The organism is Clostridium sp. OM05-6BH (genome assembly GCF_003481635.1).
Classification (GTDB): Bacteria; Bacillota; Clostridia; order Lachnospirales; family Lachnospiraceae; genus Butyribacter.
On record NZ_QULH01000024.1, the window covers coordinates 1 to 15,971 of the forward strand.

Below are 15,971 nucleotides of genomic sequence, written 5' to 3' on the forward strand. Positions count from 1 at the left end.
ATGAATCTGCTTTAAAGAAGATAACAGTATACGGAAAAGTGGAATTGGATGAAACATTTCAATATTGCAAAAAGTTAAAGACAGTGGTGCTAAAGGAAGGAGTCAAGAAACTTGGAGAATATGTTTTTTTCGAATGTCCTAAATTGAGAAGTGTGACGGTTCCTAAAGGCATAAAAAATCTTGGGTGGTACATTGACAGCATATTTTATCATCGTGGATTAAAGTGTAACCTTTCCAACATTACCATAAAAACACCAAAGAACTCAGAAATGTATAAGGAACGTAAATTTTTGAAGAAACGATACAAGATAAAAGTGAAAGTCATCAAGTAGCATTTGCAATAAGTGCTAATAGCGAACAAACTACAGAGCAAAACCAGCGTTTTGCTCTGTTTTTGACTTTATAGGAAACTTCTCGTTTCCTATAAAGCAAAAAACGCTCCGCGAGGATGCGCATCTCGCGGAGAAGAAGTTAGCTGCAAACAGCACCGCTCGAGCGCGAAAGAGTCGCAAGCGACTCTTTGTTCTGTGGAGCTTCTTTAATATTGTGTTCGCAACCCTTTTGGATAATGATTTTTCAGTATGCCTTTTGTGGCTTTGGCAAACCCTAATGGAAATCCCTGATAGCACACAAGCATCCATCCCTGCAATGAGGTAGAGGTCATCAGCGTCTCTCCGTGCAGATACCTTGCAGCTTCTTCCTCTGTAGTTTCATAAGAAAGCATAGAATCTGAACATAATGCTTTGGCAAGCGCATACGATGGTTCGAAACGATTTTTCTTAAGGGTTCCCAAGTGTAGTCCCGGACGAATTACTTTGAGTCCCTTTAGAGATGGAGTCTCCGCTGGGAGCGCATAGAGTTCATCTCCAAAAACAGTAAGGGAGTCCATTGCAATATCTAGGGGTTCATTTGTAAAAACTTGTTTTGCAAAGTCCGTAAAATAGGACAGATCAAAAGTGCTTTTTGACGCTTTTTTCGAATTTTTTTTGGCTCGTTTTTGACGTGTGTCGATCGGATCAGAAGTATCCAATGCTGTGTGTGGATCGCCCTGCCCCTTGCGCAGACGCACAGCGAAGTGCCCTTCACCAGAGATCAGATGGGGATATAAACGCATGGCACCTGCAATGGTGCCATCTTTAATGCCACAGTCTGTCGGAAGAAAATCTTCCCACGGTTCGATAAAATATTCGTCATGTTTATCCAAAAAGTCGGACACTTGTTCTTCATCCTCCTGCGGCGCAAATGTACAGGTAGAATACACCAAGACACCGCCGGGTTTTAACATGGCATCGGCATAAGCTAAGATCATTTCCTGACGTTCTTTGCAAAGTGTGACATTTTCTGGTGACCATTCAGAAATGGCACCGGCATCTTTGCGGAACATCCCCTCCCCGGAACAGGGAGCATCCACTACGATACGATCAAAAAAGAGCGGAAAATGCGAGGCAATACGTTCCGGAGATTCGTTACAGACCAGTGCATTGGTAATGCCCATTCGTTCTACATTTTGAGATAGGATCTTCGCTCTGCCGGGAATGATCTCATTGGAAACGAGCAGTCCCTGCCCCTGCATACGAGCAGCAATCCCGGTACTTTTGCCGCCGGGAGCCGCGCAGAGATCGAGAATACGCTCGCCCGGCATCGGATCTAGCAATGTGATAACAGACATAGCACTTGGATCTTGAATATAATATGCTCCGGCCTCATGTAATATATGTTTGCCGGGGCGTTCGGTACTGCTTACATGAAATCCTTCCGGAATCCATGGGACGTTCGTCAAGGCAAAAGGAAGGACTGGGATGATCTCATCCACAGTCCCTTTTAAAAGATTTAAGCGAAGTCCATAAGAAGTATCCGCATCATAAGATGCGACAAATGCATCATATTCTGCTCCAAGCTGTTTTTTCATACGTGCTAAAAATGCTTCTGGTAAATTCATAGGAGTTTCTCCAAATCTATTTGATCAAATCAGCAATATCGATGTTATCGCCAGTGATTCCAATATGTGCGCCGTCTGCTGCTTCAGCAGTATCTTTATGAGCAAGAAGCCACTTGTTCTGAGCCCACAGAAGATTATCTTCTGCATTCTTAACGGTCAAAGCAGGCTTATCTTCGTTTGTGCCCTTAGGGAGTACGATAACAACACGGAAACCTTCACCAAGCTTGGCACTGCATGGCGCATAATGTAAGGTCGTTGCGTAGAGCTCAACAGCAGTTCCCTTTGGACATAAGAAAGCTTCTGTCTTGGATGAATCAATCTTGCCATCCTGTATATCCTGCTGTCTTGCTACCAATAAGATAACATCATCGGCAGCAATATCGATCTCGCTGTCACGATGATATTCAAAACAATTTAACTTGGTATTTGTTCCATTGCAGTAACCGATCTGGATCGGCATACCACCATAGCAGTTGATCTGAAGATCCTTGTAAGCAGGTGTTGCCTCTAACTCAGCACAGCCCGGAACGTAGATCACAGAATCGGCAGGCTTCTCAGAGCACTTCTCCAATGTGGCAAGTAGTTCGGCATAATCGTAACCGTCTACGACGCGTCCATATACTTCAAATGCTTTGTCATTTACTGATTGTATGTTCATTTTTTCCTCCATTCTGAAACGTCTCTATACGGAGAGAACATTTCGATAAAATAATGTGCCTCAAACTTCGCACATCCGAAATGATCATATCGTCACATATTGCTTATTATGTCAGAATACTTAGCATTTTGCAGCCACAACATAGTGGCTTCTGCCGGCAGAGAACTATAGTAATTGCCTTGCCGCATTTTCGTTTTTGGTGATTTCTAAATTTTGTTGTCTCTGATGATTGATTTACATGCCTTACGTAAACTTAACCGTCCCGGAAGCAAGGCATTCATCATTTTTGAAAGGGACTTTGCGCTCGTCGTTACTTATGTCTTGTATTTCAGAGACATTAAGTAACGTGACGTAGCGCATCGTAGCGAAAGCGTCCCGTCCAAAAATGGATGATACCTTGCTAAACCGGGACATCTCAGACACTCCTTCGGGCATGTATTCATCAGAGACTTAACAAAATAAGAAATCATACAAAAACTCTGCGTTCTGCGGCAATTATCTTAGTTCGCTGTCGGCAGAACAAGTTCATTTGTTGGCTGCAAAATATCCTCTTTATTGCTGACATAATAAGCAATATGTAACCTGACAGCAGCTTCGGATGTGCGAAGCTTGTGTATTTCGATTATTATAGCACACATCTTTTTTTTTGACTATGTATTTATCATGGATCTTCGAACTCTTATATGTTGAGTTGTCAGATTGTTCAAATTTTCCTTGCAAAAACTGTCGCAAATCATATGGAGTTGTGCTATACTGAATAAGATAGTGGGGAGATAGATTCTTAATGAAATGCATCGAGAAAGGTTTGGTGATTACAAATGCGGATAGCACTTGGACAACTGGACATGGTGTGGGAGAATGCAGATGCATCTATAGATAGAGCGGAGACGCTGATCAAGCAGGCAGCGGAAGCCGCGGCAGAATGCATTATATTTCCGGAGATGAGCTTTACCGGAGTCACTCTAAACACGGCAAAAGTGGCAGAAGATCCTAAGGATTCTCGCACAGTGCAGCGAATGAAAGAATTGGCAAAATCTTACAATCTTGCCATTGGCTTTGGATGGGCAGCAAGCCCGGAGGGAGAAGAAAAGCTTGTAACCAATCGCTTTACACTATTGGACAAAGAGGGAACGGTAGTCGGAGAATATAAAAAAATGCATCCGTTTACTTATGGGGGTGAATCGGATTGTTATGCCAAAGGAAATGAAATTGTTACTGTCCCGTTTTTGGGACGGAAGATAGCCCTGTTTATCTGTTATGATCTACGTTTTCCGGAGATCTTTCAGATCGCAGCACGGGAAGCGGATGTTTTGCTGGTGATCGCTAACTGGCCACAGATCAGGCGGGAACATTGGCAGACACTACTGCGGGCACGTGCGATCGAAACACAGTCTTATGTAGTCGGCGTGAATTGCGTGGGAATGCATGATGGCTGTGCGTATTCCGGAGACAGCATGGCAGTAGATTCGATCGGTAATATTTTAGGAATGCTGTCCGGCAGGGAAGGAATTCTTGTTTGTGATCTGGATGACAGAGCGTGGTCATTGCGTCACAAATTCAGCACTAGGGCAGATCGCAGAGAAGATCTGTACCGCACTTATTTTGCTTTAAATAATTAAAGTAAATGACATGGAGGAAGATATGAGACAATATGAAATAGCGATCCGCATTGCACAGGTGCATCATTTAGCGGAAGAAAGAAAATATAAGAAAGCATTGACGGTCATCCAGACGTTAGACATGCGTCAGGTTCGTAATATCAGTGACCTCAAGGTATTTGCGGAGGTGTACACCCGCACAGAGCAGTTTGAGGCGGCGAAGGCAACTTATCTGCGGATTTATAAAAAGTCCAGAACACGCCGTATTTTATATCGTTTGATCTATTTGGCGATACGCACCAATGAACTGGACGATGCAGAAAGCTATTATAAAGAATTTGTACGCATGAATCCAAATAATAGAGATGCTTTGATCTTACGGTACCGCATTGATAAAGCTGCGGGCGTGCCGATCAGTCAGTTGATCGACACATTAAAGAGTCTCAAAGAAGAAGAATACATAGAAGAGTGGGCATATGAGTTAGCGAAACTGTATCAGCAGGCGGGGCGCTACGAGGAATGTGCGGAAGAATGCGAAGATATTAAGTTATGGTTTGGTCAGGGCGAGATCGTAGAACGCGCCAAGCTTTTGCTGGAGCATATTGAAGAGAAAAATCCGCTGCCTTTTATGGATGATAAGGATTTTACGGTTAAGACCGAGAAACCAAATCCGGATGATACCGGATCACTTCCGGCGTTGAATGAATATTTGGAGGCGGGAAATGAACAGGAGATGAAATATCTTAAGAAAGTAGATCCTGCGAAGTTTGAGGAGACGATGGTTAAGACAATATCTGAGGAGGAGCAGGAAAGTGAGTCGGAGATGGACGAACAGTCTGCATCGACAGAGAGTACAGAGAAGTCAGCAGAAGAGGAATCTACAGATATATGGAAACTGGAGACTCCGGTGGAATCGGCTGCGACAGAAGAGGCGCAGGAAATCTTTTCGGATGCTTCGGAAGACGCAGAGTCGGAGAACATTGCAATGGAGACTGCGTCAGAACCGGCTAAAGAACCACAAGAGCCTAGGGCGTCGCAGACAACGGTTACAGCCCAACCGGCAGACAATAAGTACAGCGCGATCAATCCTGCAGATTTTCCAAGAATTTCACAGTCAGGAACCGGGATCACACAGGACCTTGCGGCAGAAATCTCTGCTATTTATGAGGCGGAGCAAAATGAACAGTTAAAAGAAAAAGCAGTTGCTGTATATCAGGAATTGCCAAATAAAACAAATGAAGTATTTGAGCGTATGACAGAATCATCTGCACAGACACCAACAAAAGAGTATGTTCCACTCTCTTCTCAGAACAAAGAAGTTACAGCAGAAGAGACAGATATGGCGCAGACGAATGTCATTCCGACCGTGGATGTACCGGAAGAACCGATGTTTCAGGAGACAGTGGTTATTCCACCGGAGGCAGAGAGAGAATCTTTACCGGAGCAGTCTGCAGAAGAAAATGTATCCGGCAGTGTAGAACAGCCGGTGAATGACGATGTCGTTGATGCAGCTTTCAACGGACAGACGGAACAGGATGCGGCAATGACTGCCGAGTCAGAAATTAACACATCAGAGGAAACACAAATACCAAACGAAGATGGTGATCCGCTGCCAGAGCAGCAGATTGCTGGCACAGAACAAACAGCGGAGGCGGTATTAATGGACGAATTAGAAAAAGAAGTACAGCAGCAGGACGCAGCGATCAGCCAGTCTTTGACCGGAGAAACGCTGCCGGAAAAGGATTTGCCAACGACACGTGCGTTGCATCGTTCTTTTGCCGATATTTTGATCTTGATCGGAGGAGAACTGGATCCATCTCATTTTGTTTTGATGGGAGATGGAGAAGAACGTATTCTTGGAATATCCAAGAAAATAGCAATGGTTATGCGGGAAACAGGATATTTAAGTGCAGGACGTATCGCGCGTATTGATGCAGAACAGTTAAATAGTATGGATCTAATGCAGTTTAAGTCACAGCTTAAAGGCAACTGTCTGTTAGTTACCAGAGCGGCAGATCTGTTATTCCCAACGATCACGAAGATTTTCTCCATTATGGATGAATATTACGGTGACTTTGCAGTGATCTTATCGGATGAGGGAGCGACGTTGGATCAGTTATTCCGTTTTGTTCCGGCGTTGGCAAGAAGATTTAAATATATTATTGATATTTCACAATATACAGAGCAGGACTATCGATAAACAATTGTGGAAGTTAGACTTGACTGGATTTTGAAGTCAGGATATCAGATGCATGGAGGTTAAGTATGGCATATAAATATGAATCCGTGGTGAATGTGATCGGTCATATCAATCCGGATACTGATTCCGTTTGCTCAGCGATTGCATATGCGAATCTGAAGTCGCAGGGTACCGGAGAAAAATATATCCCGAAGAGAGCGGGACAGATCAATGCAGAAACGCAGTTTGTGTTGAAGTATTTTGGTGTGTCGGCACCCGACTATATGGGCGATGTCCGGACACAGGTTATTGATATTGATGTGCAGAGAGTGACTGGTGTTAGTCAGGAAATATCTTTGAAACGTGCATGGGAGTTGATGAAAACAGACACGCTGCAGACACTTCCAATCGTCGATGCTTCCCAAAAGCTGTTGGGGTTGATCACGATTGAAGATATTGCGAAATCCTACATGGATGTGTATGACAGCCGTATCATTTCAAAAGCAGGGACACCATTTCATAATATTGTAGAAACCTTAGATGGCGATATGATACACGGTGATATGGATGAGGAGATTACTTCCGGTAAGTGCCTGATTGCAGCCGCTAACCCGGATCTGATGGAAAGCTATATAGAAAAAGATGATATCGTCATATTGGGAAACCGTTATGAGTCACAGCTTTGTGCCATCGAGATGGGCGCAAAATGTATTATTGTCTGTGATGGTGCATTGGTTTCTTATACGATCAGCCGTCTTGCAGAAAGCAGGGGCTGTTATATTATCAAAACGCCATATGATACGTTTACGGCATCACGTTTGATAAACCAGAGTATCCCAATCCGTTTCTTTATGAAGAGTGAAAATCTGATCACGTTTGGCCTGGGAGAATATTTGGATGATATTCGTGACACGATGGCGAAAAAGAGATACCGGGATTTCCCAATCTTAGATTGGAATGAGAATTATTTTGGTATGATTTCCCGACGAAGTCTGCTCGGTGCGCGTAAGAAAAAGCTGATCTTAGTAGATCATAATGAGCTGACACAGGCAGTAGATGGCATGGAAGAGGCCGAGATCATCGAGATTATCGATCATCACCGTATTGGAAGTATTGAAACAATGGGACCGGTATTTTTCCGCAATCAGCCGTTAGGCTGTACAGCAACGATCATTTATCAAATGTACCGCGAGTCAGGTGTGGAACTCACAGAGAAGATTGCCGGGTTATTGTGCTCCGCAATCTTGTCCGATACGCTGATTTATCGTTCTCCGACCTGCACAGATACAGACCGCGAGGCGGCAGAGGCGCTGGCACAGATCGCCGGTATTGATACGGAACAGTATGCGGCAGAAATGTTTGCGGCGGGCAGCAAATTATCTTCGAAATCTCCGGAAGAAATTTTCTATCAGGATTTCAAGAAATTTGTGGCAAATGACCTTGTATTTGGTGTGGGACAGATCACTTCGATGGATCGTCAGGAACTTGTTGCGATCAAGGATAAATTGTTACCATATATGGAAAAGGCGCTTGCTAACCATGAGGTGGAGATGTTGTTCTTTATGCTGACCGACATTTTGCAGGGTACGACAGAGCTATTGTATCATGGCAATGGGGCAAGAGAATTGGCAGTGAAAGCATTTCATCTGCCTGAAGATACGAAGCAGATCATTTTGCAGGATACGGTTTCTCGTAAGAAGCAGATCATACCTGCGATGATGATCGCAGCACAGGAATAAAAGATAAAGCAGGGAGTATAAATATGTGTCCATTCCTTTGGCAGTAGATGAACGGATACATGGAGGATGAGTATGATAAAAATAGCATTATGTGATGACAATGAGGTGGAAAGAAGATTACTTCGCAAAATAGTAACGGCAGTTTTACAGGAACTACATCAGGAAGTGTTGATCGTGGAGTTTTCCTCAGGTGAAAAGTTACAGCGTAATTTTTCAAGAGGAGATTATGACCTGATCTTTTTGGATGTTTTTATGAAAGAGATGGATGGTATTGCAACCGGACGTGCGATTCGTAAAAAAGATGTCAAAGTGGAGATCATATTGGCAACCGGAAGTGATCAATATCTGCGGGAAGGCTATGAACTGCATGCGTTTGCATATCTGATGAAACCCTATGATGTAATGCAGGTACGTGCAACGATATGTGATTACTTTTCGAGAAATCAGGTCAGTACACATGATGAAGATATGGAGTTTTTGCGTTTCAGCGTTCAGCAGAAGAAATTCTGCATTAAACAGAGAGAAATTAGTGTGATAGAGTCGGAGGGGCGCGTGGTATATATTTATCATGGAGATGAAAAATATCGTGCATATCAGCGGCTTAACACGATCGAGCAAAAACTCAATATGAAATATTTTTTGCGCTGTAATCAAAGCTATATTATTAACGTGGAGCAGGTCGATGGCGTCATTGATTACGATTTTCATATGAAAAACGGCATGGTGATCCCGATCCGCAAACGCGATAAAAAAGATATTGTACAAAAATATTATCAGAAAAAAAGTGAACTCACCGATTGACAAAGTGGGAAGTTTCCGTGCAGCAAGCCGGTATTATTCTATATTGCCGTTGTGTGAAGGAAGAAAAAAATTCTCAGAAAGGAAAAGAATGAGAGCTCTATTAAAAGTGGTAAGTTATATTGTGATTTCATTATTAGTTGTTGTATTTGGGGTGTATGTACAAAGCAGATCATCATATAATATGTCAATTGTATATGCATATTGTTTTTATAACATAATAGTGACTATAAAAAGGGAAAAAGTGGTTTTACAAAAATTTATAGAATAAAGTTTGTAAATAATTATTGTTAATGGTGGCTACATGGAAAGGAAGAGGTAATCTATGAAAAGAACATATTGTATTGTAATATTTTTGGTGGCAACTGTGTTGATAAGTGTATGTTTGCATAAGCATTATGTAGATAATAATGCACATGAAAGAGCAAAAAGTAACCATAAGGAATCCGATAGCTATTCTAACAGAAACGATATGAATACTGCATTCTGTCTTGATGCAAAGAAAGTAGGAAGTCATATAAAAAAAAAAATGTTTGTGAATGTAGATGAGTTTTTTGAAGATAATGAAAAATATAAGGATTTAACAAGCCTTGTGGATGCAATAGCAAAAGAAACTCCTGATTTACCGGTAAGCGGTCAAAAAGAATTTTATGTATCTAAAACCGCTATTTATTATTGGAAACCAAAGGACAATAGTATCAATAAGACGATGGTTGATTTATTTGTTTTTTCTAAAGACAAACAAAGTATATTTGAATATACTATGTTATATCGTAATGGAAAATTTACAGGTGGAAGTATTAATAAATTAGATGTTTTTACAACAGATGTCATATTGAAACACAAAAAAACACGTTTTGTGATTTTCCATGAAGTAGATGAAAATTCAAATTCATCAGCGCCGATTTTATTATCTGAAAACAATCAGTTATATCAAGCGGCAGGTAGTAGTGAATACAATGTAAGAGGAGACTATTTTGAGAAGTTAGCTGCATTATCATTTTCGTATAATACCCTTACTGAAAATGCAAATTTAAAGAAAATTGTGTTAAAATAAAATAGAAAAGGAATGGTGAAGAATATGAAGAAAAACATTATATTGTTGAAAGTAATTCCTATTGAAAGAAAATAACCTGTTGACAAAGTGAAAAGATAGTATTAAGATTACGAATACGAAGAAGTGAAAACGTTGATGAGACGAGTACATTTCATGCGTGATGACAGAGAGAGATGGGAATCGGCAGATGCCGAGGCGCTGGAACATCTTATCACAAAGAAGTGGAAAACTACCTCGGAGTGACCCCAATCCGGTCCGGCCGACACCGTTATCGTCGAATGAGTTGCAGTGACAGAAGATGCTCACTGAACAAGGGTGGAACCGCGCTGATATTACGTCCCTTCTATAGAGATATAGAAGGGACTTTTTTATTTTATAGGAAACTGCTCGTTTCCTATAAAACAAAAAAGCTCTGCCCTTTCCGAACAATGCTTACAACTTCGCCGTCCGTGTGCTGCCTGACGGTGTAGTTATAATAACACGCAGCACAGAAAAGAGGAAAATCATGAAGATTACATTAAAAGATGGCTCTTTCAAAGAGTATGAGAGTGCAATGGCAGTCATTGATATTGCAAAAGATATTAGTGAAGGTCTGGCACGTGTTGCTTGTGTCGCAGAAGTAGATGGAAAGATCGTTGATCTTCGAACTACCGTAGATAAAGATTGTACCTTGAATATTTTAACCTTCGATTCTGAGGAAGGTAAGAAAGCATACCGCCATACCTGTGCACACGTTATGGCAGAGGCAGTAAAGCACTTGTATCCGGACGCAAAGCTGACGATCGGACCTGCGATCGACAACGGTTTTTATTATGATTTTGATATGCCAAGTCTGACAAGAGAAGACTTAGATGCGATTGAAAAAGAGATGAAGAAGATCATCAAAAAAGGCGATAAGTTGGAGTATTTTACATTGCCTAAGGATGAGGCGATTAAGCTGATGACAGAGCGCGATGAGCCATATAAAGTAGAGATGATCAAAGAGCATGGAGACGATGAGACATTATCCTTCTATCAGCAGGGCGATTTCATTGAGTTCTGTGCCGGACCACACTTGATGAGTACAAAGCAGATCAAGGCATTTAAGCTTACTTCTTCCTCAGGAGCTTATTGGAGAGGCGATGAGAAGAACAAGATGCTGACTCGTGTTTATGGTACAGCATATAACAAAAAAGCAGATCTGGAAGAGTATTTAGAGTATCTTGCAGATGTTAAGAACCGTGACCACAACAAGCTAGGCCGTGAGATGGATCTGTTTACAACGGTTGATGTAATCGGACAGGGTCTTCCATTGTTCATGCCAAAGGGAACAAAAATGATCCAGAAATTACAGCGTTGGATCGAGGATCTGGAGGATAATGAGTGGGGTTATGTTCGTACTCGTACACCACTGATGGCGAAGTCCGATCTGTACAAGATTTCCGATCACTGGGGACATTACAAAGAGGGTATGTTCATTCTCGGTGAGGATGATGAAGATGAGGAAGGCAACAGCATTTCCGGTAATGACATCTTTGCACTCCGTCCAATGACCTGCCCATTCCAGTATTATGTATACAAGGCTCGTCAGAAATCTTACCGTGATCTGCCATACCGCATGGGTGAGACATCTACCCTGTTCCGTAATGAGGATTCCGGAGAGATGCATGGACTTACTCGTGTACGTCAGTTTACGATCTCCGAGGGACATCTGGTATGTATGCCGGAGCAGATCGCAGACGAATTTAAAAATTGTGTAAATCTTGCAAAATATTGCTTGGAGACACTTGGCTTAGAGGAAGATGTAACATATCGTATGTCTAAGTGGGATCCGGAAAATCCGGACAAATATCTTGGTGACGCGGCAGAGTGGGACCGCGTTGAGGGCGCAATGCGTGAGATTTTGGATGACATCGGTCTGGAATATACAGAGGAAGCCGGCGAAGCTGCTTTCTATGGTCCTAAGCTTGATATTCAGGCTAAGAATGTATATGGCAAAGAGGATACGATGATTACGATCCAGCTTGATATGTTCTTGGCTGAGCGTTTTGATATGTATTATATTGATCAGAATGGTGATAAGAAACGTCCATATATCATTCATAGAACCTCTCTTGGATGCTATGAGCGTACCCTTGCATGGCTGATTGAAAAATATGCCGGTAAATTCCCAACATGGCTTTGCCCGGAGCAGGTTCGTGTACTTCCGATTTCTGAGAAATACGCAGACTATGCCGAGAAAGTTTTGGCAGAACTCAAGAAAAACGGTATTGACGCAACGGTGGATAACCGTTCTGAGAAGATCGGTTACAAGATTCGAGAGGCAAGACTGGATAAGCTTCCTTATATGCTCGTTGTTGGTGCAAAAGAAGAGGAAGAGAATAAAGTTTCTGTTCGCAGCCGCTTTGCAGGTGATGAGGGCGTGAAAGATCTGTCCGAATTTATCGATGCGATCTGCAAGGAGATCCGCACAAAAGAGATCCGCAAGGAAGAGCCACAGGATCAGGATAACAAATAATGTGATTGTGGGAACCTGCAGTCAAGCAAAAGTTTTGTGTCGACAGACCGCATAAGCAGGAGTAGAAGCATGGTCAAAAAGAAAGAATCCGGTGGAGTGTATTACTCCTCCGGAGAATTTGCACGAATGGCACAGATCACTGTGCGTACAGTGCGTTATTATGATAAACAGAATATCCTAAAACCGTCCCTTGTCACGCCGACAGGGGCGCGTTTTTATACGGAAGAAGATTTTGCCAGACTGCAGCAGATCATGCTGCTAAAATATCTTGGTTTTTCGTTGGAAGATATTCGTGAGTTGACAGTGAATGACAGCGATTATTCGTATTTGGAACATTCGCTGGAACAGCAGCAAAATCTTGTGCGTGACCGTATTGAGCAGTTGCAGCTTGTGGAGCAGGCGATTGGTGAGACGGTAACGGAGATCAGGCAGCAACAGAATGTAGACTGGAACCGTATGCGGGAATTGATCCATTTGACGGGCATGGAAAACAGTCTCAAGGCGCAGTATCGCAACTCGACCAATATATCGGCAAGGATCCGATTACATCGTCTATTTTCCAGCAATAAGCAGGGGTGGTTTCCTTGGATCTATGAACAATGCCAGATCACAGAAGGCATGAAGATCTTGGAACTGGGCTGCGGCAATGGTCGTCTGTGGATAGAGAATAAAGCCAAGCTTCCTGCAGATTGTGAGATCATTTTATCGGATATTTCAGAGGGAATGATTCGAGATGTCCGTCGTGAACAAAGTCTGCAGGATGACCGATTTTCCTTTGCGGCGTTTGACTGCCATGCGATTCCGTATGAGGATGCATCCTTTGATCTTGTGATTGCAAATCATGTCCTCTTTTATTGCAAAGATGTGGACCGTGTCTGCAGTGAGGTTGGCCGTGTGTTAAAACCGGGTGGACGATTTGTGTGTGGAACGTATGGTGTGGCGCATATGCAGGAAGTGAGCCGGCTTGTTACACAGTTTGACGATCGGATCACGTTGTCCGGCGAGAATTTGTATGAGCACTTTGGCAAAGAAAATGGTGCACAGGCACTTGCACCATATTTTGCGGAGGTGGACTGGCAGCAATACGAGGATGCACTTATCGTGACGCAGGCAGAGCCGTTGATCGAATATGTGTTGTCGTGTCATGGCAATCAGAACCAGTATATTTTGGAGAAATACAACAAATTTCGCAAATACGTCGAGGGACAGATTCGCAATGGATATACAATCACAAAGGATGCCGGGATATTTATCAGTGTAACGGATGCAAACGATTCGCAATGATCGGTGAGAGGTGATTGACGGTAAATGATTGATAACAATATACAGAAGTTGCATCAATTGATACAGTTAGCAGTAATGTGCAGAATTATTTGGTAAAATACCACAAAATCAGGCGTGCAATATTGTATACTATTCACAAAAATGAAAAAACTACTTGAAGGTGACGTAACGTCACCTTTTAGTATGCAATTAGACAAAATGAATTGCAGAATAAGAGACAGATGCTGTTAGGATAGAACGTCCAGTTATCCGGAGCATCAGAAACAGTTTTAGTTTTTTATAGGAAAGGAATGGTAACACAATGAAGGGAATAATTCTTGCCGGTGGTTCCGGAACCAGATTGTATCCATTGACGAAAGTAACCAGTAAACAGCTTTTGCCGGTTTATGATAAACCGATGATCTATTATCCATTGTCTGTATTGATGGATGCCAAGATCAAAGATATTTTGATCATTTCCACTCCGGAGGATACACCTCGTTTTGAGGCGTTGTTAGGAGACGGACATCAGTTTGGAGTGCAGTTGAGCTATGCGGTACAGGAGAGCCCGGACGGTCTTGCACAGGCATTTATTATCGGCGAGGAATTTATCGGCGATGACTGCGTTGCTATGGTGCTTGGTGACAATATTTTTGCCGGACATGGTTTTAAGAAAAGATTGCATGCGGCAGTAGAGAATGCGGAACAGAAGAAAGAAGCTACGGTGTTTGGATATTATGTAGATGATCCGGAACGTTTTGGTATTGTCGAGTTTGATGAGAATGGAAAGGCAGTTTCCATCGAGGAGAAGCCGGAGAAACCAAAGAGTAATTATTGTGTCACCGGACTTTACTTCTATGATAATGATGTTGTGAAACTTGCCAAGAGTTTGAAACCATCTGCGAGAAATGAGCTTGAGATCACGGATCTGAATAGAATGTACCTGGAACAGGGAAGACTGAATGTAGAGCTTTTGGGACAGGGCTTTACTTGGCTGGATACCGGTACTCATGAGAGCTTGGTAGATGCAACGAACTTTGTCAAGACGGTTGAAGTGCATCAGCACCGCAAGATTGCCTGCTTGGAAGAAATCGCATACCGCAATGGTTGGATCACCAAAGAAGATGTATTGGAAGTATATGAAGAAGTTAAGAAAAACCAATATGGTAAATATTTGATGGATGTACTGGAGGGAAAATATTATGAGTAAGACAATTATTGTGACAGGTGGAGCAGGATTTATCGGCAGCAACTTTGTATTCCATATGTTGAATACATACCCGGATTACCGCATTGTATGTTTGGACTGCCTGACGTATGCCGGCAATTTATCAACATTAGCACCGGTTATGGATAATCCGAATTTCCGTTTTGTAAAAGAAGATATTACCGATCGTGATGCCGTTTATCAGTTGTTTGAGGAAGAGCATCCGGATATCGTTGTGAATTTTGCAGCGGAAAGCCACGTTGACCGTTCTATCGAGGATCCGGAAGTATTTCTTCGCACGAATATCCTTGGTACGGCGGTACTTATGGATGCATGCCGTAAATATGGCATTGAGCGTTATCATCAGGTATCTACCGATGAAGTGTATGGAGATCTTCCTTTGGACCGCCCGGATCTGTTCTTTACCGAGGAAACACCGATCCATACTTCCAGTCCATATTCTTCCAGTAAGGCATCTGCGGATCTGTTAGTATTGGCATATCACCGCACATACGGTTTGCCGGTAACGATCAGCCGCTGCTCTAACAACTATGGACCATACCATTTTCCGGAGAAATTGATCCCGCTGATGATCGCAAATGCGCTGAATGATAAGCCGCTTCCGGTATACGGCAAGGGAGAAAATGTCCGTGACTGGCTGTATGTAGAGGATCATTGCCGTGCTATTGACTTGATCATTCATAAGGGCAGAGTCGGTGAAGTATATAATGTAGGTGGTCACAATGAGATGACCAACATTGATATTGTTAAGATTATTTGTAAAGAACTTGGCAAGCCGGAGAGTTTGATCACATATGTCGCTGACCGTAAGGGCCACGATATGCGTTATGCGATCGATCCAACAAAGATCCACAGTGAGCTTGGATGGCTTCCGGAGACAAAGTTTGCCGATGGTATCAAGAAGACAATCCAGTGGTACTTGGATAACCGTGAGTGGTGGGAGACGATCATTTCGGGAGAGTATCAGAACTATTATGCAAAAATGTATGGAAATCGTTCCGAGGAGAAATAAGAA

At 42.6% G+C, this 15,971-nt stretch carries 12 protein-coding genes; 10 read left to right on the forward strand and 2 right to left on the reverse strand.

Annotated features, from left to right (window positions below):
- Nucleotides 1–332, forward strand: a 332-nt coding sequence (locus DXB73_RS12900; protein ID WP_147354908.1) for a leucine-rich repeat protein, incomplete at its 5' end; no start/stop codon positions are given.
- A 206-nt stretch (nucleotides 333–538) separates the two neighbouring features.
- Here the strand turns inward: DXB73_RS12900 and DXB73_RS12905 are convergent.
- Both DXB73_RS12905 and DXB73_RS12910 read right to left on the reverse strand, forming a co-directional pair.
- On the reverse strand, nucleotides 539–1,939 hold the full coding sequence (locus tag DXB73_RS12905; RefSeq protein ID WP_118691393.1) for an RsmB/NOP family class I SAM-dependent RNA methyltransferase: 1,401 nt from the start codon (nucleotides 1,937–1,939) through the stop codon (nucleotides 539–541).
- 16 nt (nucleotides 1,940–1,955) lie between these two features.
- Complete coding sequence (locus DXB73_RS12910) at nucleotides 1,956–2,597, reverse strand: DUF4867 family protein (protein WP_118691394.1); 642 nt, start codon at nucleotides 2,595–2,597, stop codon at nucleotides 1,956–1,958.
- A gap of 818 nt (nucleotides 2,598–3,415) precedes the next feature.
- On the opposite strand from DXB73_RS12910, the gene DXB73_RS12915 reads away from it, so the two are divergent.
- From DXB73_RS12915 to rfbB, 9 genes are all read left to right on the forward strand, one after another.
- Entirely contained in the window at nucleotides 3,416–4,216 is an 801-nt protein-coding gene (locus DXB73_RS12915) for a nitrilase-related carbon-nitrogen hydrolase (RefSeq protein WP_118506857.1), read from the forward strand.
- Between the two features lie 22 nt (nucleotides 4,217–4,238).
- Nucleotides 4,239–6,395 carry a hypothetical protein gene (locus DXB73_RS12920; RefSeq protein ID WP_118691395.1) on the forward strand — a complete coding sequence of 719 codons (2,157 nt, stop codon included), beginning with the start codon at nucleotides 4,239–4,241 and terminating at the stop codon, nucleotides 6,393–6,395.
- A gap of 65 nt (nucleotides 6,396–6,460) precedes the next feature.
- Nucleotides 6,461–8,113 carry a putative manganese-dependent inorganic diphosphatase gene (locus DXB73_RS12925; protein WP_118691396.1) on the forward strand — a complete coding sequence of 551 codons (1,653 nt, stop codon included), beginning with the start codon at nucleotides 6,461–6,463 and terminating at the stop codon, nucleotides 8,111–8,113.
- 72 nt (nucleotides 8,114–8,185) lie between these two features.
- Complete coding sequence (locus tag DXB73_RS12930; RefSeq protein ID WP_182448345.1) at nucleotides 8,186–8,914, forward strand: LytTR family DNA-binding domain-containing protein; 729 nt, start codon at nucleotides 8,186–8,188, stop codon at nucleotides 8,912–8,914.
- Between the two features lie 322 nt (nucleotides 8,915–9,236).
- Nucleotides 9,237–9,968: a hypothetical protein gene (locus DXB73_RS12940; protein WP_118691399.1), complete on the forward strand. Its 732-nt coding sequence runs from the start codon at nucleotides 9,237–9,239 to the stop codon at nucleotides 9,966–9,968.
- A 505-nt stretch (nucleotides 9,969–10,473) separates the two neighbouring features.
- Entirely contained in the window at nucleotides 10,474–12,465 is a 1,992-nt protein-coding gene (thrS, locus tag DXB73_RS12945) for a threonine--tRNA ligase (RefSeq protein ID WP_118691400.1), read from the forward strand.
- Between the two features lie 69 nt (nucleotides 12,466–12,534).
- Entirely contained in the window at nucleotides 12,535–13,749 is a 1,215-nt protein-coding gene (locus tag DXB73_RS12950) for a methyltransferase domain-containing protein (RefSeq protein ID WP_118506860.1), read from the forward strand.
- Nucleotides 13,750–14,050: 301 nt separating this feature from the next.
- Nucleotides 14,051–14,938 carry a glucose-1-phosphate thymidylyltransferase RfbA gene (gene rfbA / locus DXB73_RS12955; RefSeq protein WP_118691401.1) on the forward strand — a complete coding sequence of 296 codons (888 nt, stop codon included), beginning with the start codon at nucleotides 14,051–14,053 and terminating at the stop codon, nucleotides 14,936–14,938.
- Nucleotides 14,931–15,968, forward strand: a complete 1,038-nt coding sequence (rfbB, locus tag DXB73_RS12960; protein WP_022024919.1) for a dTDP-glucose 4,6-dehydratase — start codon at nucleotides 14,931–14,933, stop codon at nucleotides 15,966–15,968. The genes rfbA and rfbB overlap by 8 nt, the downstream gene beginning before the upstream one ends.
- The last annotated feature ends 3 nt before the right edge of the window (nucleotides 15,969–15,971 follow it).

Bases quoted from the DNA above. Each gene is read 5' to 3' on its own strand.
- DXB73_RS12905 (WP_118691393.1), bottom strand. From the start codon at position 1,939: ATGAATTTACCAGAAGCATTTTTAGCACGTATGAAAAAACAGCTTGGA.
- DXB73_RS12910 (WP_118691394.1), bottom strand. From the start codon at position 2,597: ATGAACATACAATCAGTAAATGACAAAGCATTTGAAGTATATGGACGC.
- DXB73_RS12915 (WP_118506857.1), top strand. From the start codon at position 3,416: ATGCGGATAGCACTTGGACAACTGGACATGGTGTGGGAGAATGCAGAT.
- DXB73_RS12920 (WP_118691395.1), top strand. From the start codon at position 4,239: ATGAGACAATATGAAATAGCGATCCGCATTGCACAGGTGCATCATTTA.
- DXB73_RS12925 (WP_118691396.1), top strand. From the start codon at position 6,461: ATGGCATATAAATATGAATCCGTGGTGAATGTGATCGGTCATATCAAT.
- DXB73_RS12930 (WP_182448345.1), top strand. From the start codon at position 8,186: ATGATAAAAATAGCATTATGTGATGACAATGAGGTGGAAAGAAGATTA.
- DXB73_RS12940 (WP_118691399.1), top strand. From the start codon at position 9,237: ATGAAAAGAACATATTGTATTGTAATATTTTTGGTGGCAACTGTGTTG.
- thrS (WP_118691400.1), top strand. From the start codon at position 10,474: ATGAAGATTACATTAAAAGATGGCTCTTTCAAAGAGTATGAGAGTGCA.
- DXB73_RS12950 (WP_118506860.1), top strand. From the start codon at position 12,535: ATGGTCAAAAAGAAAGAATCCGGTGGAGTGTATTACTCCTCCGGAGAA.
- rfbA (WP_118691401.1), top strand. From the start codon at position 14,051: ATGAAGGGAATAATTCTTGCCGGTGGTTCCGGAACCAGATTGTATCCA.
- rfbB (WP_022024919.1), top strand. From the start codon at position 14,931: ATGAGTAAGACAATTATTGTGACAGGTGGAGCAGGATTTATCGGCAGC.